This window comes from Noviherbaspirillum aerium, from assembly GCF_008929045.1.
In the GTDB taxonomy this organism is placed as follows: Bacteria; Pseudomonadota; Gammaproteobacteria; order Burkholderiales; family Burkholderiaceae_D; genus Noviherbaspirillum; species Noviherbaspirillum aerium.
The window spans coordinates 200,493-225,221 of sequence record NZ_VFAH01000001.1; the positions used below are offsets into that span (position 1 = coordinate 200,493).

Here is a 24,729-nt window from a genome sequence, read left to right on the forward strand (position 1 = left end):
CCCCGGCCCTCTCCCAGGGGATAGAGGGTCGAATCAATAAAAACCATCATGTGCGGACGCATTACCCAACATCGCGATCAGCTTGCCTATGCCCGGGAAATGGGCTGGCAGGCCGACGACTTCGGCCGCCAGGAGGGGCGCCGCGCTCCCAGCTGGAATGTGGCGCCCGGCACTTCGCCCTGGCTGATGCATCGCTTTGAGGACGACCGCGAACACATGGATACGGTGAGCTGGGGTTACCGTCCTTCCTGGGCTGCCGAAAAGAAAATTCCGATCGCCATCAATGCCCGCATCGAAAAAGCGGCGACCGGTCCCTATTTCAGGCCCTTGTGGAAGAAGGGCCGCGCCATCGTGCCGGCCGACGGCTGGTATGAATGGACCGGCGAGAAAGGCCGCAAGCAGCCCTGGTACATACGGCGCAAGGATGACCGGCCGATGTTTCTGGCCGCCATCACCGGCTACCGCGCGGACAAGGAGCCCGGCGAGAATACCGGCTTCGTGATCGTCACCGCCGCGGCCGATGGCGGCCTGATCGACGTGCATGACCGCCGGCCGGTGGTGTTTTCGCCGGAAGATGCGGCCCTGTGGATGGATAACAGCCTGCCGTCCGAGCAGGCCGAGCATCTGGCGCGGGCCATGGCGCTGCCGCCGGAAGCCTTTGACTGGTATCGGGTGAGCACCGACGTCAACCGCGTCGGCAACAACTCCGCGCACCTGATCGAGCCGATCGCCGCGCAAGACGCGGATGAGGCAACGGAAGACGAAGACGAATGATCAGCCGCCCAGCGTGCGGTCCTGCCGGGAAAACCATTCCAGCGCCTGCTCAAGGTGCTCCGGCTTGAAGTCTGGCCAGTAATCGTCCACCACATAGATATCCGCATACACCGACTGCACCGGAAGAAAGCCGCTCAGCCTGCGTCCGCCGCCCCAGCGCACCACCATGTCGAGCCGGGAAACATCGCTGGAACGGATGTCGCCGTGCTTCATGCCCGCCAGGTCCCATTTCCAGCCGTAGTTGACCAGGAAATTGACCTTGATGCCGCTTCCCTGCCGCTGGCGGTACTGCCGCAGTTCCGCGGGAAACTGTTCCGAGTCTTCGTCGCCGACCACCAGCAGCGCGCAGCCGCGCCGCATCACTTCTTCCGCAAAGTGGATGCAGGCCTGGCTGAACGCATGCTTCTGCTCCGAGGGCCGCTTGACATTGTCCTGAGTAAAGCCGTACACCGACACTTCCTCGATGCCGAGTGCCTTGCATTGCTCGTACAGCCGCAGGCCCGGTTCGATGCCGAACGCGTAGCCGTCCTGCTTGCCCATGCCGCGATTGACTGCCCAGCGGCGATTGCCGTCCGGAATGAAGCCGATGTGTCTTGGAAGCGCCATGCGTCATCACCATGCCATGATGGAAACCGCTTCACTATAAAAGCTTCCTTCAGGATTCGGATTGCTGCTTCTCCAATGCCGTGCGGATTGCCTGCGCATCCGGATCGCCCTTGTCCAGCGCTTCGTAATAGGACTTGGCCTGGGCGCGGGTCATGTGCGGCGGCAAGGGCGGCACATTGGCGTCGGCCACGAATTCCAGCACGCAAGGCCGGTCCGCCGCGAGCGCCTGGTCCCAGGCTGCGCCGACCTGGTCCGCGCTTTCCACGCGCAGGCCATGCAGGCCGAGCATGCGCGCAAAGTCGGCATAGGCGAAATCGGGCAGGTCCTGCGACGGCGCATACTTCGGATCGCTTTGCTGTCCGCGCTGCTCCCAGCTGACGAAGTTCAGGTCCCGGTTGTTGAGCACCATGACGACCAGGTTCGGCTTGCTCCATGCGCGCCAGTTCTTCGCGATCGTGATCAGCCCGTTGATGCCGTTCATCTGCATCGCGCCGTCGCCGGCGAGTGCGATCACCGGGCGGTCCGGATACGCATACTTGGCGGCGATCGCATACGGCACCGCGCAGCCCATGGTCGACAAGCCGCCCGACAGCGAAGCCTGCATGCCTTGCCGCATCTGCAGATGCAGCGCATACCAGCTGGCGACCGAACCGGAATCGCAGGTCAGGACGCAGTCATCTGGCAGCCGCTTCGACAGTTCGTGAAAGGGAAGCTGCGGATTGATCGGCGCCGCAGCATCCATCGCACGGCGCGCCATGGTCTGCCGCCAGCGCTGCATATTGCCTTCGATCTCCATGCGCCAGCCGCGGTCGCTCTTGCGGTCCAGCAGCGGCAGCAGCGCCTTCAGGGTTTCGCGCGCATCGCCGATCAGGTTGCATTCCATCGGGTAGCGCAGGCTGGTCATCCTGGCGTCGATATCGATCTGCACGCCGCGCGCCTGTCCTTCCGGCGGCAGGAATTCCGCGTAGGGAAAGCTCGACCCGACCATCAGCAGCGTGTCGCAGCCGCTCATCATTTCGAAACTGGGACGCGTGCCGATGATGCCGATGCTGCCGGTGACGAAAGGCAGGTCGTCCGGCACGGCGGCCTTGCCCAGCAGCGCCTTGGCGATGCCGGCGCCCAGCAGGTCGGCCGCCTGGATCAGTTCATCGGCGGCGCCGAGCGCGCCGGCCCCGGCCAGAATCGCCACCTTCCTGCCGCGGTTGAGGATCTCGGCGGCCTGCTGCAGGCTGGCCGCGGACGGCACGAGATTGCGGCCGACCGTGCCGATGCCCGAGTGCACCGTGCCATGCTCGCGCGGCGGCGTGTCCACCGCATCAAGCTCCTGCAGGTCGTTGGGAATGATGATGCAGGTCACCGTACGCTGCTCCTGCGCAATGCGGAAGGCGCGGTCGATCAGGTGGCGCACCTGCTCCGGGACCATCGCGGTCTGCACGAACTCGTGCGCGACATCCTTGAACAGCGTCTGCAGGTCGACTTCCTGCTGGTAATCGCCGCCGAGCGCGGCGCGTTTCTGCTGGCCGACGATGGCGACCACCGGCTGATGGTCCATCTTGGCGTCGTACAGGCCATTGAGCAGATGGATGGCGCCGGGGCCCGACGTGGCCAGGCAGACGCCGGCCTGACCGGTAAATTTTGCGTGGGCGCAGGCCATGAAGGCGGCCATTTCCTCGTGCCGGGTCTGCACGAATTCAACCGCGTCCTGGCGGCCGAAGGCGCCCATGATGCCGTTGATGCCGTCGCCCGGATAGCCGTAGACGCGACTAACGTTCCATTGCTGCAGGCGCTGCAGAATGAAGTCGCCGACAGTGCCGACATTGCCGATAGTGCCATCATTGGCCATGATGCTTCCTCCGGAATACGAATGAGCGGACAGAAGGCTTAGCAAATTGCATTCCGCTTGCCCGGACGCAGCATCGGCGCCGGCGAGCTGATGGCGGGAAACGTCGCGCCAAGCAAAAAGCGACGCCGAAGCGTCGCTTTCTTGTTTGCCATGCATTCCCGGAATCTGCTCCGGGAATCAATCAACAGCAATCGGCCGGCAGCAATGGCCAGCGCTGATCAATAGCTGGTCAGCGGAACCGGCTGCTGGTTCTTGAAGGTAAACACGGTTACCGGGGATTCCTTCATGTTGCCCTTGTCGTCGAAGGAGTAGTTGCCGGCGACGCCCTTGAACGAACCCTGGCGGATGGCGGCATTGACCTTGGCCGGATCAACCGAGTCGGCCTTCTTCATGGCCTCGGCGTACAGCATCACGCCGTCGTAGAAGGAAGCGGCATACACGCTCGGGTCCTGATTGAACTGCTTCTTGTACTTGTTCTTGAAATCAGGACCGGATGCGGCCTTGTCGAGGATCGCGCCGCCCTGCGCGCAGAGCACGTTCTCGCCGACGGCGTCGCCGCCGAGCTTGCCCATTTCCGCTGCGCAGATGGTGTCGCCGCCGAGCAGCTTGGCATTCAGGCCGAGCTGCTTCATCTGGCGCGCCATCGGGCCGCCCTGGGGAGCATAGCCGCCGAGGAAGATGGCTTCCGCCTTCTTCGACTTCAGGCTGGTCAGGATCGCGGTGAAGTCGGAAGCCTTGTCATTGGTGAACTCGTGGCCGACCACGTTCAAGCCGGAAGCCTTGGCCTGCTTCTTGAACTCTTCGGCGACGCCCTGGCCGTAGGCGGTACGGTCATCGATCACGGCGACGTTCTTCAGCTTGAGTTCCTTGGCGGCATACAGCGCCATCTTGGAGCCGAGCTGGGAATCGCTGGCGTTGATGCGGTACAGCGACTTGTAGCCCTGCTCGGTGATCTTCGGATTGGAACCGACGGTGGCGACCAGCGCGCCGGCGTCGTTGTAGACGCGCGATGCGGGAATGGCGACGCCGGAATTGTACGGGCCGACGACGAACTTGACGCCGCTGTCCATCAGTTTCTGGGCGACGTTGACGCCGGCTTTCGGATCGCCCTGGTCGTCTTCGCTGACCAGTTCGAACTTGACCTTTTTGCCGCCGACGGTGATCGGCTTGGCGTTCAGCTCGTCGATGGCCATGCGGGCGCCGTTTTCATTGTCCTTGCCGGCGAAGGATTGCGCGCCCGAGAGGGGGCCGCTGTGACCGATCTTGACGACGGTTTCCTGCGCGGTGGCGACGCTTGCCAGACCGGCCAGGGCCAGTGCGGCGATAATCTTGTTCTGGTACATGTGGTTTCCTCGTTTAAGTATCTTCTCCATGGCACGGCGATCGTGTCGGCCAGCGCCAGCGCTGTGAACTGGTGGGGTCACGGCTGTGGATTATGGACAAGGTCATGCAAAATTATCTTGCGTTCTTTTTACGTAAACCGGGCATTTGTAGCAAATTATTCTTCTGGAGCCGGCAAAGGTGAATTAAATTCGGCTTTTCCCGGGAAATGGAACTTCGACAACAATCTTGACGCCATGGAATCGAGCAATCTGTACAGCGGCATTCCGGCCGCCCTGCCGCAGGAATTGATGCAGACCCTGGCCGCCGCCGGCAATGTGCGCATCGAACGCATCGTTTCGCGCGGCCATGCCTCGCCGCCCGGCTTCTGGTACGACCAGGCCGAGCATGAATGGGTGGTATTGCTCAAGGGCCGGGCCGGCCTGCGTTTCGAGCGCGGCGACCGGCTGCTGGAGCTCGGCGAAGGCGATTTCGTCAATATCGCGGCCCATGAAAGGCACCGGGTGGAATGGACGGCGGCTGATGAGGAGTCGGTCTGGCTGGCCGTGTTCTACCATTGATTCGGCCGGAAAGATTGTTCATCTTCCGGGTTGCTGATCTCCCCCTCCCCTCCACCTTCGGAACAAGGCCGGGCGAGGGGATTCGGCCCAACCTATTTTCGGGCCGGATCTACAAGCTGTAAGCGCGCCGTTTCAGTCGTGCTCGTAATGCGGCAGGCGCGTGCCGCAGCCCTTGCAGAAATTGGCATCGGCATCCAGGCCGCTGGCCAGGCATTCCGGGCAGGTGCGGGTGGTCGGCTTCGGCTGCACCCGCTGCAGGGTCATTTCCGAGGTGATGATGCCGGTCGGCACCGCGAGGATCGACCAGCCGATCAGCATCGACAGCGAAGTGATCGCGCGGCCGAGATCGGTCCTGGGCGTGATGTCGCCGAAACCGACCGTGGTGACGGCCGTGATGGCGAAATACACCGCGGTCGGGATGCTGCTGAAGGGCGTGCCCGGACCGCCTTCGATCACGTACATCAGCGTGCCGTTCAGGATCACCAGGATCGCCACCACCGACAGGAAGATGAAGATCTTGCGGCGGCTGGCGAGGAGCGCGTTGCCCAGCATCGAATACTCCTCGATGTAGGACGTCAGCTTGAGCAGCCGGAACATGCGCAGCAGCCGCAGCAGGCGGAAATCGATCAGCGCGTGCAGCTCCGGCATGAACAGGGCCGCATAGGCGGGAACGATGGAGAGCAGGTCGATGATGCCGAAGAAACTGGTGGCATAGCGCATCGGATGCCGCACGCAGGACAGGCGGCTGATGTACTCCAGCGTGAAGATGATGGTGAAGAACCACTCCAGTGCGTGGAGCACGCTGCCGTAGCGGAGACCGATGCTCTCGATGCTGTCGAGCATGACCACGGTCACGCTCAGCAGGATGGCGGCGATCAGGCTGAAGTCGAACACCCGGCCCGGCACCGTGTCCGCCTCGAAGATGATGATAAACAGGCGTTCCCGCCAGCCCGCCTGCGGACGGCCGAAATAGGCAGCCGGGTGGGCAGGCCGCGGCGGGCGCTGCGATGAAATGCGCTGGTTCATGATGGGTAGGCCGAAGTGCGGAAATCCTGGAAGGCACGATTCTACAGGACGCATGTTGCCGCTCCGGCGCCTGCGGTCTTCCCGAATGATGCCGGCACCTTTTTTGCCGCGGCAACCAGGCCGCACTGTCTTGCCGCGCCCTTTGACTGAGGAAACGCACCATCGCATCGCAGGATGCTGCAAGAATTCGAATGTGAATATGAAGCCGTCTGGCCCGCAACCCATCCACCGTAGAGGAAAACAGCCGCATGGATCTCGTCATCCGCAACGCCACCCTGCCCGACCATACCCGTGCCGATATCGCCATCGCCGGTGACAGGATCGCCGCCATCGGCACCGACCTCGCCCTCAAGGGCAGGCAGGAGATCGATGCCCATGGCGACCTGGCGGCGCCGCCGTTCGTCGATGCCCACTTCCACATGGATGCGACGCTCAGCTACGGCCTGCCTCGCGTGAACCAGTCGGGCACGCTGCTCGAAGGCATTGCGCTGTGGGGCGAACTCAAGCCGCTGCTGGCGCAGGAAGCGCTGATCGAGCGGGCGCTGCAGTACTGCGACTGGGCGGTGGCGCGCGGGCTGCTCGCCATCCGCACCCATGTCGATGTCTGCGACGACCGCCTGCTGGCGGTGGAGGCGCTGCTGGAAGTCAAGCGGCGCGTGGCGCCCTACCTTGACCTGCAGCTGGTGGCCTTCCCGCAGGACGGCCTGCTGCGCAGTCCCGCTGCGTTCGACAACTTGAAGCGGGCCATCGCCATGGGCGTGGACGTGGTGGGCGGCATTCCGCATTTCGAGCGCACCATGGCCGATGGCGCCGAATCGGTGCGGCTGCTGTGCGCGTTCGCCGCCGACAAGGGCTTGCGGGTGGACATGCATTGCGACGAAACGGACGACCCGCTGTCGCGCCACATCGAAACCCTGGCGTATCACGCCAACCGCCTCGGCCTGCATGGCCGCGTCGCCGGCTCGCACCTGACCTCGATGCACTCGATGGACAACTATTACGTCAGCAAGCTGCTGCCGCTCATCGCCGAATCCGGCGTCGCCGCCATCGCCAATCCGCTCATCAACATCACGCTGCAGGGCCGCCACGACACCTATCCGAAGCGGCGCGGCATGACCCGCGTGCCGGAACTGATGGCCGCCGGGGTCGATGTCGCCTTCGGCCATGACTGCGTGATGGACCCGTGGTACGGCATGGGCTCCGGCGACATGCTGGAAGTCGCGCACATGGGCCTGCATGTGGCGCAGATGACCAGCCAGGAAGCGATGCGCGCCTGCTTCGACGCCATCACCGAAACGCCGGCGCGCATCCTCGGCCTGGAAGGCTACGGCCTGCAGGCCGGCTGCCATGCCGACCTGGTCATTCTCGATGCGGGCAGCACGATCGAGGCGATCCGCCTGCGCGCGGCGCGGCGCTATGTGCTGCGGCGTGGACGGGTGATCAGCCAGTCGCCGCCGGCGCGTGCCGAGCTTAATTTGCCGGGGCGGCCGGAACAGGTGAATTTCCGGCTGGGGCGGTGAGCTGCTTGCGGTCCTGCATTGGCTGAACCCGCGCAGCCATGAAATATTTAAAGAAAGCGTTTTCAGCAAGCCCAAATGAGTTCACTGAAGGCAAACCTGTTGTTTCAATCTTTTGTTTCAACGGCTTGAAGCGACCCATCGCGATGGGAGTAGACGTGGGCGTGGTGGGCGGCATGGAACTGTTTCGCTTCCGGAAACACTCATGCCTTCCATACCGCGGCCCGGATTCCTCTTTTCTTTAAGAAATGGATTCCGTCGCCCCTGTCTCTGCTTGAGGAAACGACGCATGACTAAAATGATTGGTTCATACCATGTATATGTAACAGGCTCCAACAGTCTTCCAAAAAATACGCAAATTGCCGATACCAGGCAGAACACACCAGCGCAAACGGCGCCAGGCGTTACCGGAAGTCGTGCGCATAAGAGCATGGTCGAGGCGGTCGTCTGGCGTAGCCGGCTTATGTCGTGCTGCATCACCAAGAACACGCAACCGACGGCGGAGAGCGTTGCACAAGCTTTCCAGCCTACCGGCATGCCTGCGGTCGAAAGTCATGCCGATCGGCTTACAAACCTGCCGCCGGAACTGCAACGGATCATCTTGTCCATGATGCCGATGAACGCCCGGAAGAACTATCGTCTGCTGAACAAGCGCGCGGAACCGATTGCAGCCAGCCAGCTGCAGCATGAGAACGTGAACTCGCCCCAACATCTCGCTGACGTATTGAACGCCTATGGTAATGCCAATATCCAAGCACTCAGCATTTCGGGGTCAGCTTTCGCGGACACGGACTGGAACACACTGCCTGTCTCTCTCGAGTATCTCAATCTGTCGCAATGTCAAAATTTAACGGATCAAGGGCTTGCCGCGGCATTGCAGCGTGTTCCCGATCTCCAGCATCTGGATGTATCGGGATGCATCCGATTAACGGATCAGGGCATAGCAACGGCACTGAACCATGTCCCCGATCTCCGGCATCTCAACCTGTCACGATGCGAAGGCTTACGAACAGTAAGCCTTCCGCTTCGTCGATTGGAAGAACTCGATGTATCCAATTGCCGTCATCTCCTTGCCATTCAAGCTCCAGAAGACGGTTTTCCTGCTCTTGCCCGGTTCAATCTGTCTTCGTGCGGCGAAATAGTTGCTGCGGAACTCACCCCACTACTGCAAAGATGTCGCAGTCTGGCCGAACTTAATTTCAGCTTCTGCCGCAATCTGGCCGAAGTAATACTGTCTGGGATGACTGCACTGGAAACCATCGAGGCGCGCCATTGCGAGAATTTGACAACATTAAGATTGGATAGCCATCGCATCCTCAAGAAAATGAATTTAGCCTACAACGACAGCCTAGTTACCGTAGGAGTCGGAAACCTGCCCGCGCTGGAAGAACTCGACTTATCGACGAATGTACAATTGGGGCAAGAAACCAATCGCCAAATGCTTGACGGGGTACTCCAAAACGCAGGAACGAATCTTAAGCGCCTCAACTTGAAGGGGCGCATTCCCAGCGATGGGGCCATGCCGGATCTGCGCTTGTTTGCCGCTCTGGATGAGCTGGATATCTCGCGTGCCAGCATAGTCGGTTCAAGCCTTTCGGAACGACTGCCGCCTTCCCTCAAGATATTGAAAATTTCTGATACCGGAATCACCGACAGGCACCTGAGCGGTGTCCTGCGAAAGCAACGCAATCTTGAGCACCTCGAAGTTCATCGGTCCCGCAATGTGACCAGCGCCGGTTTGCGGCCTTTGCGAAGAAATTTCCCTCTGACACTGCAGTATCTTGGGGTGGATGGTTGCACGAAATTAAGCACTGAAGCGAAAGCGAAACTGAGAGCCGTCATTCCCGATGTGAGTTCAACGAGTTAGCACGGCTTGCCTTCGCCCGTTCAGCATACGGAGGGGTATGGTTCGAGTCTGCAGCCGTCAGGCTCCGTTGCGTGGAACTTGGCGAACGCAGGTTGTCCACGGTACTGCGCATCGCGCCATGCGCGGCGCGATGCGCAACCCTGCTTGCCATCCGCGCCGGCTGTTGCAGATGGGCACCCGGCCTGCCAGCCGGGCTCGGACGCAAAACAAGTGTGCAACCCTTCCGCCTCAATAGCAGGCCTCCTACCCTCGCATCGTGCCTACATCAACAGCATCACGATGCGCACCGCGATGATCCAGCAGATGAGAAGACCGCCGAAGAAGCACAGCGCCCGCCAGGGCTGCAGGCCGCGCAGATAAACGATGGTGTGTGCGTAGCGTACGGCGACGTACAGCCCGAACAGCAGCTGCGCCGATTCCTTCGTCGCTCCCAGCAGTACATAAGTCAGCGCCAGTGCCAGGAACAGCGGCAGGTTTTCAACATCGTTGCGCCAGATATGGCCGCAGCGCTGCACCAGCGGCGCTTCCTTCTCCCTTGGACGCACACCCGCCAGCGCCGCGTCTTCCGGCACGAGAAAGCTGCGGCTGCGGAAGCGGCTGACGATCTGCAGGAAGCTGGTCAGCGTGGTCTTGAGGAACAGTGCCGCGAGAGCCAGCGCGAAGGCCGGCAGGGCAGGATAGGCATTCATTGCTGCGCCTCCCGGCTGGTGCGCCGGCGCTGTTGCGGCGAAGGCGCGCGCCTGGTGGCGTGCAGGTCGGCAAAGATCATGTGCGGCATGTGCATTTCCTTGTTGGTTGATCGTGCCGCCATTATCGGAATGCGGCGTCAAACACGCCATTGTCGGAAACGACATATTCATGGTTAAATCGGACACATGCCCAATGATCCCGACACCAGTCCCGGCACCATCCGCATCGGCGTATTGATCTATCCCGGCTGCCTGCGCAGCGGGGCCGTGCTGCCGCTCGATGTATTCCGCATCGCCACCGCGCTCTCCGCCCACCGGCCGGCGGCGCAGCGGGTGCGCTTCGAGGCGCAATGGTTCGGCGTGCGCAACCGCAGGAGCATGCAGGTCGGCGGCCTTAGCTTTGCTACCGAAGCGGCGGACCCGGAAGCATTCGACGCCATCATGCTGCCCGGGATCGACCATACCGAAGCCCATGAGCTGACGCCGCTGCTGGAAGAGCTTGGTCCGGAAAAGGAGTTGCTGCGACGCTATGCGCGGCTGGACAGGCCGATCATCTCCAGCTGTTCCAGCACCTGCCTGGTGGCGCAGGCCGGCCTGCTCGACGGGCGGCGCGCCACCACCAGCTGGTGGCTGGGCAATTTCTTCCGCAAGCGCTATCCCGAAGTGGCGCTGGATGCGGAACAGCTGGTGGTCGAGGACGGCCAGTTCGTTTCCTCCGGCGGCGTCACGTCCTATCTCGACCTGTCGCTGTGGCTGGTCGGCCGCTTCGGCGGGGAAGCCTTGCGCCAGAGCGTGGCCAAGGTGCTGGTCATGGACGGCAACCGCAGCAGCCAGGCGCCCTATGTCGCCACGGCGATGATGCAGGACCAGGGACATGCGAGCATCGACCGGGCGCGTCGCTGGCTGAACAAGCACATGGACCAGCCCTGGACCATGACGGCGCTGGCCGAGCATTGCAATACCACGCCGCGCACGCTGCTGCGCCGCTTCCGCCAGGCGCTCGGCATGAGCCCGATCCAGTATGCGCAGCAGCTGGCGGTGGAGCGCGCCAAGGCGCTGCTGGAATCGACCCGGCTGTCGCTGGAAGACATTACCGGCCGCTGCGGCTATGAGGATGTCTCGACCTTCAGCAAGGTATTCAAGCGCAGCACCCGGCTGACGCCGCGGGAATACCGGGCACGCTTCGGGTTGCGGCAGTAAGCTGCGGTGCCGGCCTGTTCCATCGTGCGCGTTTCCTCCAAAGCAATCCTGGTCAAAACCCCTAAGGGCTTCCTTAACTTGATTGCGGATGCGGCGAAAGACTCCTGCACGATGTGACTGGCGTTCTTTCCACGTCAGGCAAATTATCGATGGAACTATCTTTCGACAAAGGCCACACACGAGCTCCATTTTAGCGTTCCATGAATCCGGACGATGGCCGGACCGGTTATCCATTCAAGGGGGGAAATGAAATTTTCTATCAGTGACATGCGCAACACCTTTAGGAACCTGCACCTATTCTCCGGCCCCCGTCCAGATCAAACGACACAAGCACGGAGTGAAAACTCGCAGGGAAGTGCAGCATTGGCTGCCGCACCAGCAAGGGAGCCGGCAAGCACCAGAATCAGAGCCGGTCAGCCGCGCAATCAGACACGCGCTTTCTTATCAAAATTGAAGAATGCTCTTCATTTGCGCAGCAGACGGCCTCCTGAAACTCGTGAGGTCACTAATGCCGGACCGCAGGTTCATTCTGTAGTCGGCAATGCCGAACCAGATGCTGGCCCGGGCACCGTAGCCAACGTGGATGCTTCTCCTGGGGTCCGTGATGTCCAAGTGGATGCTTCTCGTCAGGTCAGCCATGCCGAGGTAGAGGTCTCTCCTCAGCTTAGCCATGCCCAGGTAGAGGCCTCCCCTCAGGTCAGCCATGCCGAGGTGGATGCTCGCCCCGACCCGTTGACAGAGGTCGCCACGCAATATGACACAAGAGATATTGAGCATTTGTCTCTGGGGAACTTGGGATATCTGCCGCAAGAATTGCGACTGGAAATAGCATTCGCGCTGGACCCTGCGGGACGCAAGCGGTTGCGTTTGGCATCGAAGCAACTACGACGCTTGGGAGCGCGAGGATTGCAGCACATCAGTATAAGCAGCCCTGCACACCTCAAGTCTGCGTTAATGACATACGGCCCCGGCGGCATCAAGTCACTGACCATTTCCGGCACATTTAAAGATGCGCATTTCGGTAATGTTGAATTACAGCGCCTGGTCCAGGCTAACCTGATGGCGCTCAAAAGCCTTGATATGTCCGGGTGCCCGGACATAACCTTTGATGGAATTTTGCGCTTAGTCCAGCATCTGCCATCGCTTGAGCGGCTCGATATATCGGGAGAGAAGCAACTTGTTGCGGTAATGGGCCAAGATATGCAGCGGCTGTTCACAATACTGCCGCGGCTTGGCCATTTGAAATTACGTGTTGGCAGCGAACTCAATGAGTTTGACGAGGTTGACGGAGTTGCCGAGTTTGCCGACGCGTTCTCGCTCGCTACCAATCTGAATCACCTGGATCTATCGCATTCCATACAGCTAACTGACGATCTGCTTGTTCAATTACTGGCGCGCTTGCCAACTCTGCAATGTCTAAATGTGAGTCACTGTCTTTCGATAACCGGAACCGGACTGACCGAAGCACTGCAACACACACGTGATCTCAAGCAGCTTGATGCCTCCTTCTCAAGCAACCTTGATGATGATGACTTGCCTGCCGCCTTGCAGCACGTACCTCGGCTCACTCATCTCAATCTTTCCGATTCGACGGGCATCACTCCCGAACAGCTTACGGGGGCATTGCAGCATGTACCGATGCTTACGCATCTTTTCCTGTCCAATCTGTCGAACATGGAAGATGTGGCGCTTGCCGAGGCACTGCAGCATGTGCCGATGCTCAGGCATCTGGATATTTCCGGATGGACGGGGCTGAACACCACCGAGGAAGGATTTGCCGCAGCAATGCGGCATGTCCGTGAACTCACGCATCTCAATGTGGCGGATCTCGGCGGTGGCGTCACTGATGCAAGGTTGGGAATGGCCATGCAGAGCTTGTCAGGCCTGAAGAGCCTCATTGTGGCCAGATCTTCCAGCCTCACTGATCATGGGCTCGCTGTTGCATTGAATGCCTTGCCGGAACTTGAGCACCTTGATATCTCTTCTTGCCATGCGCTGACAAGGCCGGCGTTGCCAGCCCTGTCGTCTCTCAATACGCTCAATGCATCGAAATGCCCAGAAATTCGAAGGATCAGCTTGGCAAATTTGCCTGCTCTGAAGCATCTCGATTTGGGTTACAACCCGCGTCTGACTGCAGCCCGTTTAAGAAGATTATTAGCCCCTGCGGCACCAAATCTGGAGCATCTCAATATCGCTCACCTGCGCGACGCCACGGATGAGAACCTTCCGAAATGGAACACGTTCGCCAACCTCAGGTCTCTGGATTTGTCCTTGCTTGACCAAATTACTGACGTGACAATCCAATCCCTGCCTCGCGGGCTTGACTACCTGGTCGTGCGCGGCTGCGACAACCTGACTGACGCCGCGTTGAATGGCCTGCCCAAATCCATCAACATTTCTCAATATTGAACCATGGCGCGATCCTGGCTTTGGGTTTGAACCGGCATCATCGAATGTGCGGCGGAGCGGTTTGGACGGCTGCGGAGCGCCGCAAAGCCATTGCATGCCGCATCGGCGCTCGCAGTGCCCGCATTCGATGGAGTCCGCCCGCTCCGAAAACCGAGCCTGATGAGATGGCCGCACGCCGATTTTCAGGAACTGCGCAGGGTCAACCGCACATGAAGGATGAAGCCCGGCTTGGTATGATGCCGACTTGTCCACCTCTTTCCAGCCGCCGCCATGAAATGCGCCATCGTTCCCGTCACACCCTACCAGCAGAACTGCAGCATTCTCATCTGTGAAAACACCAGGCGTGCCGCGCTGGTCGACCCGGGCGGCGAACTGCCGCGCCTGCGGGCCGCGCTGGAGCAGCTGGGCGTGACACTGGAAAAGGTGTTGCTGACCCATGGCCACACTGACCATTGCGGGGTGGCCGGCCTGGTGCGCGAGGAATTCGGCGTGCCCATCGAGGGGCCGCAGCGGGAAGACAAGTTCTGGATCGACCGGCTACCGGTGTCGAGCCGGCGCGAAGGCTTTACGCCGGTCGATGCCTTCGAGCCGGACCGCTGGCTGGAAGACGGCGACACGGTGAGCTTCGGCGAACAGACGCTGCAGGTGCTGCACTGCCCCGGCCACACTCCGGGCCACGTGGTGTTTTTCCATGAAGGTGTGCGGCTGGCGCTGGTGGGCGACGTGCTGTTCAAGGGATCGATCGGACGTACCGACTTCCCGCGCGGCGATTACGATACGCTCGTCAATGCCATCCGCAGCAAGCTGTGGCCGCTTGGCGACGACGTGTCCTTCATTCCCGGACATGGCCCGGCGTCAACCTTCGGCCATGAGCGGCAGCACAATTCCTTTGTCGGCGACGCGCACTTTGGGTAACCATCAGCAGGCAGCAGACACCGTTTTCCGATGCAGGCTTGCTTTTTCCGGCAAGCTGCTATACTTCAGTAAATATTTCCGCAGGGCAAACCAATTGAAAGATTGGGACGCAAAGCTTCCGGCCTAAAAGCACTGTTTTTCTGACATTGCTCACGGCAGCGGGGCCGCCTTCCGAAGCGAAGCCGCGCTTTTCGCCTTTGGCATGCCTTGCATTTTTGTGAGCCGACATGCCGAAGTTCCCGACGCTATTCCTGCTGACCGCCGCCGCTCTTGTCCTGGCCCCAGCCGCCAGGGCCGAATGCGGCATTGCGCACAATGAAGATACCTTGACCATCGTGGTGGGCAAGAGATCGCCGTCCTGTTTTTCTTCCGACGAATTCCGCGCCGCCTTCAAGGCGCAGATCAGCGCTGCGCTTGAAGGCGGCGGCGTTCCGAACCCGAAGCAGAAGAAGGCCTTCGATGATCGCAACAGCAGCGGAAGCAAGCTGTGGCGCATCGCCGAGCGCCGGCATCAGATGAACAATTATTTCGGGCAGCGTTAAGGCGATTGCCGTTTCGCCGCTATCTGGAGCGTTTTCACCCTGACCTGCCTGACTTGTTCCGCATGAGAGATGTGCCGCAGGATTCGCGCACGCCATGCCGATTTGCGCTAACGTTGAGCCCTTCGCGCTTTCAGCATCATTCAGGATTCAAGGAGGACAACGAGATGCCGCTCTCCGCATCGCAGCTTGCACAATTCGCCCAGGACGGTTACCTGGTATTCAGGGGGATGGCCGCGCCGGAAGCCTGCGCGGCGATGCAGGCCGTCACGCAGGCGCATCTGCGGCAGCAGCTGGCACCGGTCGAATACGAGGCGGAAGTCGGCTATGCCGGCGCGCCCGCCTCGCTCGATGCGCCCGGCGGCAGGACGGTGCGGCGGCTGCGCGCGGCTTACCAGCGCGATCCGGCCTTTCGCCGCTGGGCGGAAGATGCGCGCATTGCCGAGTGGCTGCGGCAGCTGATCGGCGAACCCGTCAACCTGACACTGGCCCATCACAACTGCGTGATGACCAAGCATCCCAACTTCGGCACCGCGACCGGCTGGCACCGCGACATCCGCTACTGGTCGTTCATGCGCAACGAGCTGGTCTCGGTCTGGCTGGCGCTGGGCAGCGAAGTCGAATCCAACGGCGCGCTCAGGGTGATTCCCGGCTCGCACCGGCAGGACATCCGGCGCGAACAGCTCGACGACCTGGATTTCCTGCGCCCGGACGTGGAGGAGAACCAGGCCATCTTCGCGCGCGGCATCACGGTGGAACTGCAGCCGGGCGACGTGCTGTTCTTCCACAGCGGCCTGTTCCATGCGGCCGGCCGCAACAACGGCGACGCGGTAAAGACATCGGTGGTGTTCGCCTATCGCGGACGCAGCAACCTGCCCCTGACCGGCAGCCGCTCGGCGGCGGCGGGCGACGTGGCGCTGGGCGACTGATCGATTGTCTGCTTCCTCAGACTTCCACGCCGAACGCTTCCCTGAGCCCTTCCCTGCCGCGCGGCGTGAGCTGCAGCACCCTGGGCGCTTGCCCGCGCAGCAGCCATTTGCGCTCCATCAGCGCCTGCAGCAGCGCCGCGCCCAGCGCGCCGCCGAGATGAAAGCGGCGTTCGCTCCAGTCCAGGCAGCCGCAGGCGAACTGGCGCCTGGCGCCGCGCAGCGGCGCGGGATCGATGCCGAAACCGAGAAAGGCCTGCTCGCCCCGCGCCGATAACTCCATCTGCCGGTCGCTGCTCGACAGCAGTCCCTTTCCTTCGAGCTGGGCGAGCAGCTGCACGGCCAGTTCGCCGGCAAGATGGTCGTAGCAGGTGCGGGCAAAGCGCATCGCCGGCGGCGTACCCTTCGATGCCGGCAGCGGGCGCGGGGCCGGCTGCGGCGCGATGGCCGCCAGCGATTCCAGCGCGATGCCGACGGTATGGCTCGCCAGGCAATAGTAGCGGTGGCGGCCTTGCGTCTCCACCCGCAACAGCTCGGCTTCGACCAGCTTGGCCAGGTGGCCGCTGGCCGATTGCGCCGAGACATTGGCGGCGAAAGCCAGTTCTCCCGCCGGCCGTGCCCGGCCGTCGATCAGCAGCCACAGCATCGCCGCGCGCGCCGGATCGCCCAGGAGGGCAGCCACTCTTGCAATCTGGACAGCGGATTCCATGCTTCACCTCGTGATGAAATATCAGCAGAAAAAGCATCCTAACATTGGAGCCTCTTTCACGGAGGTTGCCATGTTCGCAGTCGTATTCGAAGTCCTGCCATCGCCGTCCGGCTATCAGCGCTATCTCGATACCGCGGCGGCGCTGCGCCCGCATCTCGACGGGATCGACGGTTTTGTTTCCATCGAGCGTTTCCGCTGTCTCACGCAGCCCGGCTGGATTCTCTCGCTATCGTTCTGGCGGCATGAGGCCGCGCTGGTGCAATGGCGCGGCCACGGCGAACATCATGCGGCCCAGCAAGCCGGCCGCGGCGGCGTGTTCGATGATTACCGGCTGCGGGTGGTGCGCATGCACGATGCCTTTCCCGCGGACTCGGCGCAGCCGCTGATCGTGCTGCAGGAAAATCCGCCAGCACAAGCACAAGCACACGCCGCAGGCAGGCTTTTTCAAAGCCTGGCGCAGGAAAGCAGGCATATCGGGCTTGCCGATGGCAGGCCCTTCGCTGAAAGGCATGGGGACGGCCTGCGCTATGGCGAAGTGCTGCGCGATTACGGCCTGTTTGACAGGCAACAGGCGCCGCAGCATTTCCCTGCGGTGGCGCGTTAGGGGACTCCGATGCATAAGCTCTTGTTTCTGCAATCCGATGTGGCGGACCCGTTCGCCCTGTATGCCGACCAGCTGCGCCAGGACCCGGTTGCCTGGGATCCCGTCAACCGCATCTGGGCGGTGTATCGGCATGCCGACTGCGCAAGGCTGCTGCAAAGCGGAAGCGCGCACATTCCCGCACTCAATCCCGACAGCGAGCGGCAGCTCGGCGCAACAGCGCGCCTGGTCGCCGGCAGGCTGGCGCGCCTTGCCAACCCGCCTTCCCATGCCTTGTTTCGCCGGGCCCTGCTGCGCCTGTTCGAGCAGCTGCAGCCGGTGGCGATGGCCGGGCTGGTGGACAGGCTGATCGGCGCGGCACCGCAGCTGGACTGGGTGGAAGCCGTCTGCGCCAGGCTGCCGATGCTGGCGGTGATGAAGGGCTTCGGTTTCCCGGAAGAGGATATTGCCTGCCTGCTTCCCTGCGCCGCCCGCCTAACGCAGGTGATGCTGCCGAACAAATCGCCGCAGCAGGTCGCCGACGTCAACAGCGTGATCGGCGCCGTGTATCCGGTGGTGGAAAGGCATCTGCGGCATTGCGCCGGATGGCAGGTGCCGGACGATGACGACACGCGCGCGATCCTGAATGCCAACCTGATCGGCATGCTGATCCAGAGCGTGGATGCGGGCCGGGGGCTGCTTGCCAATGTCCTGCTGCAGGCAATGAATCAGCCCTGCGAGCCGTCGCGGATGACTCCGGCCGAATGGCGGGCATGGGTATCGGAAACATTGCGCTTCGATCCGCCCATCCACAATACGCGGCGGGTGCTGACCGAAGACATGGAGATCGGCGGCGCATTGCTGCGCAGGGGCGACACGGCATTGCTGGTGCTGGCGGCGGCGAACCGCGATGCGGCCGTGTTCGAGCGGCCGGAACGGTTTGATCCGAAGCGCCCGAACAATGACGCGCATCTTGGGTTCGGCGCGGGGATGCATCAATGCGCGGCGCGGCATTATGCGGAGGCGCTGGCGGCGGAAACCATGAGCGCGCTCTTTGCGCGATACCGGGTGCATCTGCCCGCGCAGGACATCGCGCATGCGCCGCTGGTCAATGCCCGGCTGGCGCAGCGGATTGCGCTGGAGCTCGAGCGGGTTTAGCTATACCACTCCGCCGATAATCAAGTTCCCGATCGCCTCATGCAGCGCCTCATCCACCGTTTCCAGCCACACGAAGCGCAACTGCTGCCTTGCCGTTTCGGGAATGTCGTCGATGTCCTTGCGGTTGCGGGCCGGCAGCATCACCACCTTGATGCCGGCCTGCAAGGCGGCCAGCACTTTTTCCTTGATGCCGCCCACCGGCAGCACCATGCCGCGCAGGCTGATTTCGCCGGTCATCGCGCAATCGCTGCAGACCGGGCGGTCGCGCACAAGTGAAGTCAGCGCGACATAGATTGCCACGCCGGCGCTCGGGCCGTCCTTGGGCATGGCGCCGGCCGGCACGTGAACGTGGATGTCCTGCTTTTCAAAGAATTCGGCATCGATCTGCAGTTCCGCGCAATGCGCCTTGACCAGGGTCAGTGCCGCCTGCGCGCTTTCCTTCATCACCTCGCCGAGCTGTCCGGTGAGAATCAGCCTGCCGTTGCCCGGCGTGCGGCTGGCCTCGATGAACAGGATCTCGCCGCCGGCGGCGGTCCAGGCGAGGCCGGTGGCCACGCCCGGCAGGCTGGTGCGCATCGCCAGTTCGCTTTCGTATTTCCTCGGGCCGAGGATCTCGGCAAGATCGCTTTCCTCGATGCGCAAGGCCGACGCGTTGCCTTCGGCGATGCGCATGGCCACATGGCGGAACACGTTGCCGATCTCGCGCTCCAGGCTGCGCACGCCGGCTTCGCGGGTGTAATCGCGGATCAGCGAATCGAGCGCGGCATCGCTGAGCTCGCACTGCTGCGGCATGATGCCGTCGGCTTCCAGCTGGCGCGGAATGACGTAGCGGCGCGCGATCTGCGCCTTTTCCTCGGCGGTATAGCCGGGCAGCTGCAGCACTTCCATGCGGTCCAGCAGCGGACCGGGGATGGTGTCGAGCATGTTGGCGGTGCCGATGAACATCACCTTCGACAGATCGAAAGGCTGGGCCAGATAGTTGTCGCGGAAGCTGATGTTCTGCTCCGGATCGAGCACTTCCAGCAAGGCGGCGGACGGATCGCCGTGCATGCCGCCGCTGCCGAGCTTGTCCATCTCGTCGAGCATCATCACGCAGTTGTGGGTGCCGGCCTTGCGCAGCGCCTGGATGATATTGCCCGGCAAGGCGCCGACATAGGTGCGCCGGTGTCCGCGCACTTCGGCTTCATCATGCACTCCGCCCAGGCTCACGCGCACGAACTTGCGGCCGGTGGCGCGGGCGATGCTCTGGCCGAGCGAGGTCTTGCCCACGCCGGGCGGCCCGACGAAGCACAGGATCGGACTCTTGCCTTCCGGATTGAGCTTGCGCACGGCGAGATGTTCGAGAATGCGGCGCTTGATCTTGTCGAGCCCGAAATGATCCTCGTCGAGAATGCGGCGCGCCTCGGCGATATCGATGCGGTCCTCGCTGCGCCTGGCCCACGGCAGCTCGGTCATCCATTCCAGGTAGGTGCACAGCATCGAATACTCGGCGGCGGCCTCGGGCATGCGGCGCAGCCGCTGCAATTCCTTGCGTACATGCGCCTCGACGTCGTGCGGCATGCCAGCCTTGTCGATGGCCTCGGCCAGCTTTTCGACTTCGGCATCGCCGGCTTCGGTTTCCCCGAGTTCATGCTGTATGGTCTTGAGCTGTTCGCGCAGCAGGAATTCGCGTTGCCTGTCTTCCATGCGCTCCTTGGTCTGCGCGCTGATTTCCTCGGACAGGCGCAGCACTTCGATGCGCTCGGCGAGATGGCCGATCACATGATCGAGGCGCGGCAGCAGTTCCCGCGTTTCGAGGATCTGCTGCTTCTGCGGCAGGGGCAGGTCCATCAGGCCGCAGACGAAATCGGCGAGTTCCGCCGCCGAGTTCATGTTCTGCGCGGCCGCGGCCAGCTCCGGCGGCGCCTGCGGCAGCAGGTCGATGATTTCGGTGGACAGCTGCTTGAGCTGGTGCAGGCGAGCTTCGATATCCGGTCCTTCCTCCGCCGGGCCGGCGAGGCGTTCGACGCGGGCGACGTAGAAGGGATAGCCGTCGAGGAACTCGACGATGCGGAACCGCTGTTGCCCCTGGCACACGATGTAGTGGCCGCCCTCGTCGGAAGTGAGATAGCGCAGGATGCTGGCGGCGGTGCCGACCTGGTAGAGCTGGTCGGTGCGGGGGGACTCGTGTTCGGAATCGTGCTGCAGCAGCAGGCCGATGTCATGCTCGCCGCGCACGGCTTCCTGCGCGGCGGCGATGGAGCTTTCGCGGCCGACGCTGATGGGCACGATCATGCCGGGGAACAGCACGAGATAGCGCACCGGAATGATGATCATCGCATCCGGCGGCAAAGCAGGCAGCTTGCTCGGCTCCGCCTTGATCTGGGCCATCGCGGTGCTGCCTTGTCCGCCGAGGCTTGCCTCAAGGAGATGCACCTGCTCGAGTTTGATCATGTCGCCCCTCTTGCTTGAAATATGAGGGGTTTGACACGGGCATGGCCGGGCTGTTCCGGCGAAAACGCTGATGCCGGATAAGCCGCGGGCAATAATGGAAAGTTCCGCTTACACCAGACCTTCGAACAGGATCACGTCGACCATGTCGCCGGCATGGACGGTGTCCTGGTCATGATGCAGCACCACGATGCAGTTGGCTTCGGACATGGAGCGCAGAATGCCGGAACCCTGCGAACCGGTGATGCGCACCCGCTGCACGCCGTCCGCGCCGGTGGCGACGATGCCGCGCTGGTATTCGGTGCGGCCGGGCTTCTTGCGGATCGGCGATTCGGAGGCGACGCGCATGAGCGGCAGCCGGTTTTCCTCTGCGCCCATCATGCGCAAGAGCGCATCGCGGGCGAAGAAATAGAAGGTGACCATGACCGCGACCGGATTGCCGGGCAGGCCGAACAGGCAGGCATTCCTGCCGTTCGAGGAAATCTTGCCGAAGGCCATGGGGCGGCCGGGCCGCATGCCGATTTTCCAGAACGTGACATCGCCCAGCTCTGCCATCATCTGCTTGGTGTAATCGGCCTCGCCCACCGACACGCCGCCGGAAGTGATCACCGCATCGGCGCTTTCGCAGGCAATGCGGAATGCCTGCGAAAGCGTTGCAGGATCATCCTTGACCACCCCCATGTCGATGATCTCGCAGCCGAGGCGGCTGAGCATGCCGTACAGGGTATAGCGGTTACTGTCATAGACGCAGCCGGGGTCGAGCGGTTCACCGATGGAGCGCAACTCGTCGCCGGTGGAGAAGAACGCCACGCGCAGGCGCCGCCGCACCGGCACCTCGGCGATGCCGAGCGAAGCCAGCAGGCCGAGGTCGGCGGGACGCAGGATTTTTCCCGCCGCCAGCGCCGGCTTGCCGGCCTTCAAGTCCTCGCCCTGCAGGCGGCGGTTGTCGCCGGTCTTCACCGCGCCGGCCGGAATGGTGACCTCTCCTTCGCCCGCCGCCTGCGTGAATTCCTGCGGCACCACGGTATCGCAGCCTTGCGGCATCGGCGCGCCGGTCATGATGCGCACGCACTCGCCGGCCTGCACTTCACCGTCGAAGCCGCCGCCGGCATGGATGGTGGCGATGATGCGCAGGGTGGCCGCCTTGTCCGGCCCCACGTCGGCGCCGCGAACCGCAAAGCCGTCCATGGCCGAATTGTCATGCTGGGGAACATTGATCGGCGAAATGATGTCGTGCGCCAGCACGCGGTCGAGCGCGCTGCGCAGCGCCACCTTTTCCACCGCCTCGACCGGCGTGACGACATCGCGGATGATTTGCTGCGCCTGCGCGACCGGCAGGGCGTTGGGATCGTAATCGGACAGGCAGCTGATGACTTCGGACAGGCTTGGCATGGCGGCGGTCGGTAAGTTCGGAAGGCGGTTGATGGGAGCCGGTGGCTGGCAGATGGTTGCTGGTGGCTGGCAACTCAGGCGGATTCGAAGCGGCGCAGCTCTTCGATGGTATTGATGTTGCGGAAGCCGGCGTCGTCGGGAAAATGCACTTCGACAAACTTGAGCGAGCGGTACCATTTGTCGATCTTGCGTTCGCCGGCCTGCAGGAAGATGGTCAGGCTCGACAGTACCGATGTCTTCATCAGGCAGAACACCGGGTGCGGCTGGCGGCGCCCGTCTTCTTCCGTGACCGCCACCGCCAGTTCCGCATCCTGCGCGGCGAGTTCGGCGGCCAGGCGTTCCACCAGGTCCTGCGGCAGGAAGGGCGAATCGCAGGGCGCCGTCACCAGGTAATCGGTCTCGCAATGCAGCAGACCGGTCTGCAGGCCCGCCAGCGGGCCTTCGAAGCCGCCCAGCTGGTCGGGCCAGACGGGAAAGCCGAAGCCTTCATAGGGGCCGATGTTCTGGTTGGCATTGATCATCAGCGCGCCGACCTGCGGGGACAGCCGCATGATGGCATGCAACACCATCGGCGCCCCGCGGAAGGTCTGCAGGCCCTTGTCGACATGGCCCATGCGGGAGCCGCGTCCGCCGGCGAGGATGAGTCCGGTAATCTGTTCAGGTGCGATCGTCATGTTCAATATCGGAAAGAAGAGCCCAGGTGGCGGACATTGTAATTCCTGCATTGTTCCTCTGTCGATTGGTGATGCGATGCATGGCGGCCCGGCGCGGGCCGCGCGCACCGGCACAAGCCGGCGCGGGCCGGAACATGATGCGCATGCAAAGTCCGAGCGCGGGAGCGGCAATCTGGTTTAGACTTCAGGCATCTATTCAGGAGAAGCAATGAGCATTTCGATTGAAGCAGTCAAGTCCGCCTTGTCGCAGGTTATCGATCCCAACACCGGCAAGGATCTGGTGTCGGGCAAGTCGGCAAAGAACATCCGCCTCGACGGCGCCGACGTCATGCTCGACGTGGAGCTGGGCTATCCGGCGAAGAGCCAGATGGACGCCATCCGCAAGTCGGTCATCACCGCGGTGCGCGCGGTCGAGGGCGCCGGCAATGTCAGCGTCAACGTCACTTCGAAGATCATCGCCCACACCGTGCAGCGCGGCGTCAAGCTCATGCCCAACGTCAAGAACATCATCGCCGTGGCCTCCGGCAAGGGCGGCGTCGGCAAGTCCACCACCGCGGTCAACCTGGCGCTGGCGCTGGCGGCCGAAGGTGCACAGGTCGGCATCCTCGACGCCGACATCTACGGTCCGTCGCAGCCGATGATGATGGGCATCAACGCCCGTCCCGAAACGGTCGACGGCAAGACCATGGAGCCGCTGGAAAACCACGGCCTGCAGGTCTCCTCGATCGGCTTCATGATCGATCCCGACGAGCCGATGGTCTGGCGCGGCCCGATCGTCACGCAGGCGCTGCAGCAGCTGCTGGAACAGACCAACTGGCGCGACCTCGATTACCTCATCGTCGACATGCCGCCGGGCACCGGCGACGTGCAGCTGACGCTGTCGCAGAAAGTGCCGGTCACCGGCGCGGTGATCGTCACCACGCCGCAGGACATCGCCCTGCTCGACGCGCGCAAGGGCCTGAAGATGTTCGAGAAGGTCGGCATTCCGATTCTTGGCATCGTGGAAAACATGAGCGTGCACATCTGCTCCAGCTGCGGCCATGCGGAACCGATCTTCGGCCAGGGCGGCGGCGAAAAGATGTGCGCCGAATACGGCGTCGATTTCCTCGGCGCGCTGCCTCTGACCATGTCGATCCGCGAGCAGGCCGATTCCGGCCGTCCTACCGTGGTGGCCGATCCGGATGGACAGGTTGCCGACATCTACAAGGCCATCGCCCGCAAGGTGGCGGTCAAGGTTGCCGAAAAGGCAAAGGACATGAGCAGCAAATTCCCGAGCATCGTCATCAAGAACGACTGAAGCCACTCAAAGGAGGCAAGGCAGCGCCCCGGCAGCCTGGCCTTCCTCTTTCCGCCAGGAGCCGGCTTGCCGGTTCCGCATCCCTTCCCGGCGGGATGCCAGCGCGCATCCCTGCCATCGTTTGCTTTCAACAAGCTTACAGTCCTGCAACACGAAAAAATTTCATCAGGGCCGGCACATGGGTGCAAAAAGCCACTGCAATTTTCCTTTTTTTGGCGCACTATTACGTCAGAAAAATTTGTAGCGCCCTATAACAGGGTAGTCCGCACGCCCTGAG

The 24,729-nt window shown here is 62.4% G+C and carries 21 protein-coding genes and 1 riboswitch; of the genes, 12 read left to right on the plus strand and 9 right to left on the minus strand.

Annotated features, from left to right (window positions below):
* Positions 1 to 48: 48 nt before the first annotated feature.
* Entirely contained in the window at positions 49 to 774 is a 726-nt protein-coding gene (locus FH061_RS00915; RefSeq protein ID WP_151632051.1) for an SOS response-associated peptidase, read from the plus strand.
* Here FH061_RS00915 and FH061_RS00920 read toward each other — a convergent pair whose 3' ends face one another.
* From FH061_RS00920 to FH061_RS00930, 3 genes are all read right to left on the minus strand, one after another.
* Positions 775 to 1,380, minus strand: coding sequence for an undecaprenyl diphosphate synthase family protein (locus FH061_RS00920; protein WP_151632053.1), 606 nt, complete (start codon positions 1,378 to 1,380; stop codon positions 775 to 777).
* A gap of 49 nt (positions 1,381 to 1,429) precedes the next feature.
* On the minus strand, positions 1,430 to 3,223 hold the full coding sequence (locus tag FH061_RS00925) for a thiamine pyrophosphate-requiring protein (protein WP_151632055.1): 1,794 nt from the start codon (positions 3,221 to 3,223) through the stop codon (positions 1,430 to 1,432).
* Between the two features lie 218 nt (positions 3,224 to 3,441).
* Positions 3,442 to 4,566 (minus strand): branched-chain amino acid ABC transporter substrate-binding protein, encoded by a 1,125-nt coding sequence (locus FH061_RS00930; RefSeq protein ID WP_151632057.1) that lies wholly within the window; start codon positions 4,564 to 4,566, stop codon positions 3,442 to 3,444.
* 234 nt (positions 4,567 to 4,800) lie between these two features.
* On the opposite strand from FH061_RS00930, the gene FH061_RS00935 reads away from it, so the two are divergent.
* A complete protein-coding gene (locus FH061_RS00935) occupies positions 4,801 to 5,124 on the plus strand; it encodes a cupin domain-containing protein (RefSeq protein WP_151632059.1) in 324 nt (107 codons plus the stop codon).
* 132 nt (positions 5,125 to 5,256) lie between these two features.
* Here FH061_RS00935 and FH061_RS00940 read toward each other — a convergent pair whose 3' ends face one another.
* The gene (locus FH061_RS00940) at positions 5,257 to 6,150 is read right to left on the minus strand and encodes an ion transporter (protein WP_151632061.1); all 894 of its coding nucleotides are present in this window, start codon (positions 6,148 to 6,150) and stop codon (positions 5,257 to 5,259) included.
* 248 nt (positions 6,151 to 6,398) lie between these two features.
* On the opposite strand from FH061_RS00940, the gene FH061_RS00945 reads away from it, so the two are divergent.
* Positions 6,399 to 7,670 carry an amidohydrolase family protein gene (locus FH061_RS00945; RefSeq protein ID WP_151632063.1) on the plus strand — a complete coding sequence of 424 codons (1,272 nt, stop codon included), beginning with the start codon at positions 6,399 to 6,401 and terminating at the stop codon, positions 7,668 to 7,670.
* 286 nt (positions 7,671 to 7,956) lie between these two features.
* Positions 7,957 to 9,534, plus strand: coding sequence for a leucine-rich repeat domain-containing protein (locus FH061_RS00950; RefSeq protein WP_192804840.1), 1,578 nt, complete (start codon positions 7,957 to 7,959; stop codon positions 9,532 to 9,534).
* A gap of 260 nt (positions 9,535 to 9,794) precedes the next feature.
* On the opposite strand, the gene FH061_RS30235 is transcribed toward FH061_RS00950, so the two are convergent.
* Positions 9,795 to 10,223, minus strand: coding sequence for an MAPEG family protein (locus FH061_RS30235; protein WP_192804841.1), 429 nt, complete (start codon positions 10,221 to 10,223; stop codon positions 9,795 to 9,797).
* A 186-nt stretch (positions 10,224 to 10,409) separates the two neighbouring features.
* Between FH061_RS30235 and FH061_RS00960 the strand changes: the two genes are divergently transcribed.
* The 5 genes from FH061_RS00960 (at position 10,410) to FH061_RS00980 (ending at position 16,215) form a co-directional block, all read left to right on the plus strand.
* Positions 10,410 to 11,423, plus strand: coding sequence for a GlxA family transcriptional regulator (locus tag FH061_RS00960; RefSeq protein ID WP_151632069.1), 1,014 nt, complete (start codon positions 10,410 to 10,412; stop codon positions 11,421 to 11,423).
* 246 nt (positions 11,424 to 11,669) lie between these two features.
* On the plus strand, positions 11,670 to 13,832 hold the full coding sequence (locus FH061_RS00965; RefSeq protein WP_192804842.1) for a leucine-rich repeat domain-containing protein: 2,163 nt from the start codon (positions 11,670 to 11,672) through the stop codon (positions 13,830 to 13,832).
* 270 nt (positions 13,833 to 14,102) lie between these two features.
* Positions 14,103 to 14,747 carry an MBL fold metallo-hydrolase gene (locus FH061_RS00970; protein ID WP_151632073.1) on the plus strand — a complete coding sequence of 215 codons (645 nt, stop codon included), beginning with the start codon at positions 14,103 to 14,105 and terminating at the stop codon, positions 14,745 to 14,747.
* Positions 14,748 to 14,821: 74 nt separating this feature from the next.
* Positions 14,822 to 14,919, plus strand: a riboswitch (cyclic di-GMP riboswitch).
* 55 nt (positions 14,920 to 14,974) lie between these two features.
* Positions 14,975 to 15,289, plus strand: coding sequence for a hypothetical protein (locus tag FH061_RS00975; RefSeq protein ID WP_151632075.1), 315 nt, complete (start codon positions 14,975 to 14,977; stop codon positions 15,287 to 15,289).
* 164 nt (positions 15,290 to 15,453) lie between these two features.
* Positions 15,454 to 16,215 (plus strand): phytanoyl-CoA dioxygenase family protein, encoded by a 762-nt coding sequence (locus tag FH061_RS00980; RefSeq protein ID WP_151632077.1) that lies wholly within the window; start codon positions 15,454 to 15,456, stop codon positions 16,213 to 16,215.
* 16 nt (positions 16,216 to 16,231) lie between these two features.
* Here FH061_RS00980 and FH061_RS00985 read toward each other — a convergent pair whose 3' ends face one another.
* Complete coding sequence (locus tag FH061_RS00985) at positions 16,232 to 16,921, minus strand: ArsR/SmtB family transcription factor (RefSeq protein WP_151632079.1); 690 nt, start codon at positions 16,919 to 16,921, stop codon at positions 16,232 to 16,234.
* A 70-nt stretch (positions 16,922 to 16,991) separates the two neighbouring features.
* Here FH061_RS00985 and FH061_RS31595 point away from each other — a divergent pair, with 70 nt between their 5' ends.
* Positions 16,992 to 17,525, plus strand: a complete 534-nt coding sequence (locus tag FH061_RS31595) for an antibiotic biosynthesis monooxygenase family protein (RefSeq protein WP_151632080.1) — start codon at positions 16,992 to 16,994, stop codon at positions 17,523 to 17,525.
* A 9-nt stretch (positions 17,526 to 17,534) separates the two neighbouring features.
* Positions 17,535 to 18,659, plus strand: coding sequence for a cytochrome P450 (locus FH061_RS00995; RefSeq protein WP_151632082.1), 1,125 nt, complete (start codon positions 17,535 to 17,537; stop codon positions 18,657 to 18,659).
* On the opposite strand, the gene lon is transcribed toward FH061_RS00995, so the two are convergent.
* The 3 genes from lon to mobA form a co-directional block, all read right to left on the minus strand.
* Entirely contained in the window at positions 18,660 to 21,029 is a 2,370-nt protein-coding gene (gene lon, locus FH061_RS01000; protein ID WP_151632933.1) for an endopeptidase La, read from the minus strand.
* A gap of 171 nt (positions 21,030 to 21,200) precedes the next feature.
* Complete coding sequence (gene moeA / locus FH061_RS01005) at positions 21,201 to 22,481, minus strand: molybdopterin molybdotransferase MoeA (protein WP_151632084.1); 1,281 nt, start codon at positions 22,479 to 22,481, stop codon at positions 21,201 to 21,203.
* Positions 22,482 to 22,555: 74 nt separating this feature from the next.
* Positions 22,556 to 23,155 (minus strand): molybdenum cofactor guanylyltransferase MobA, encoded by a 600-nt coding sequence (gene mobA / locus FH061_RS01010; RefSeq protein ID WP_151632086.1) that lies wholly within the window; start codon positions 23,153 to 23,155, stop codon positions 22,556 to 22,558.
* Positions 23,156 to 23,363: 208 nt separating this feature from the next.
* Here mobA and apbC point away from each other — a divergent pair, with 208 nt between their 5' ends.
* The gene (gene apbC, locus FH061_RS01015; protein ID WP_151632088.1) at positions 23,364 to 24,452 is read left to right on the plus strand and encodes an iron-sulfur cluster carrier protein ApbC; all 1,089 of its coding nucleotides are present in this window, start codon (positions 23,364 to 23,366) and stop codon (positions 24,450 to 24,452) included.
* The last annotated feature ends 277 nt before the right edge of the window (positions 24,453 to 24,729 follow it).

What these genes read in the sequence shown, in the direction of transcription:
- FH061_RS00915 (WP_151632051.1), top strand. Translation starts at nt 49, where the DNA reads ATGTGCGGACGCATTACCCAACATCGCGATCAGCTTGCCTATGCCCGG.
- FH061_RS00920 (WP_151632053.1), bottom strand. Translation starts at nt 1,380, where the DNA reads ATGGCGCTTCCAAGACACATCGGCTTCATTCCGGACGGCAATCGCCGC.
- FH061_RS00925 (WP_151632055.1), bottom strand. Translation starts at nt 3,223, where the DNA reads ATGGCCAATGATGGCACTATCGGCAATGTCGGCACTGTCGGCGACTTC.
- FH061_RS00930 (WP_151632057.1), bottom strand. Translation starts at nt 4,566, where the DNA reads ATGTACCAGAACAAGATTATCGCCGCACTGGCCCTGGCCGGTCTGGCA.
- FH061_RS00935 (WP_151632059.1), top strand. Translation starts at nt 4,801, where the DNA reads ATGGAATCGAGCAATCTGTACAGCGGCATTCCGGCCGCCCTGCCGCAG.
- FH061_RS00940 (WP_151632061.1), bottom strand. Translation starts at nt 6,150, where the DNA reads ATGAACCAGCGCATTTCATCGCAGCGCCCGCCGCGGCCTGCCCACCCG.
- FH061_RS00945 (WP_151632063.1), top strand. Translation starts at nt 6,399, where the DNA reads ATGGATCTCGTCATCCGCAACGCCACCCTGCCCGACCATACCCGTGCC.
- FH061_RS00950 (WP_192804840.1), top strand. Translation starts at nt 7,957, where the DNA reads ATGACTAAAATGATTGGTTCATACCATGTATATGTAACAGGCTCCAAC.
- FH061_RS30235 (WP_192804841.1), bottom strand. Translation starts at nt 10,223, where the DNA reads ATGAATGCCTATCCTGCCCTGCCGGCCTTCGCGCTGGCTCTCGCGGCA.
- FH061_RS00960 (WP_151632069.1), top strand. Translation starts at nt 10,410, where the DNA reads ATGCCCAATGATCCCGACACCAGTCCCGGCACCATCCGCATCGGCGTA.
- FH061_RS00965 (WP_192804842.1), top strand. Translation starts at nt 11,670, where the DNA reads ATGAAATTTTCTATCAGTGACATGCGCAACACCTTTAGGAACCTGCAC.
- FH061_RS00970 (WP_151632073.1), top strand. Translation starts at nt 14,103, where the DNA reads ATGAAATGCGCCATCGTTCCCGTCACACCCTACCAGCAGAACTGCAGC.
- FH061_RS00975 (WP_151632075.1), top strand. Translation starts at nt 14,975, where the DNA reads ATGCCGAAGTTCCCGACGCTATTCCTGCTGACCGCCGCCGCTCTTGTC.
- FH061_RS00980 (WP_151632077.1), top strand. Translation starts at nt 15,454, where the DNA reads ATGCCGCTCTCCGCATCGCAGCTTGCACAATTCGCCCAGGACGGTTAC.
- FH061_RS00985 (WP_151632079.1), bottom strand. Translation starts at nt 16,921, where the DNA reads ATGGAATCCGCTGTCCAGATTGCAAGAGTGGCTGCCCTCCTGGGCGAT.
- FH061_RS31595 (WP_151632080.1), top strand. Translation starts at nt 16,992, where the DNA reads ATGTTCGCAGTCGTATTCGAAGTCCTGCCATCGCCGTCCGGCTATCAG.
- FH061_RS00995 (WP_151632082.1), top strand. Translation starts at nt 17,535, where the DNA reads ATGCATAAGCTCTTGTTTCTGCAATCCGATGTGGCGGACCCGTTCGCC.
- lon (WP_151632933.1), bottom strand. Translation starts at nt 21,029, where the DNA reads ATGGCCCAGATCAAGGCGGAGCCGAGCAAGCTGCCTGCTTTGCCGCCG.
- moeA (WP_151632084.1), bottom strand. Translation starts at nt 22,481, where the DNA reads ATGCCAAGCCTGTCCGAAGTCATCAGCTGCCTGTCCGATTACGATCCC.
- mobA (WP_151632086.1), bottom strand. Translation starts at nt 23,155, where the DNA reads ATGACGATCGCACCTGAACAGATTACCGGACTCATCCTCGCCGGCGGA.
- apbC (WP_151632088.1), top strand. Translation starts at nt 23,364, where the DNA reads ATGAGCATTTCGATTGAAGCAGTCAAGTCCGCCTTGTCGCAGGTTATC.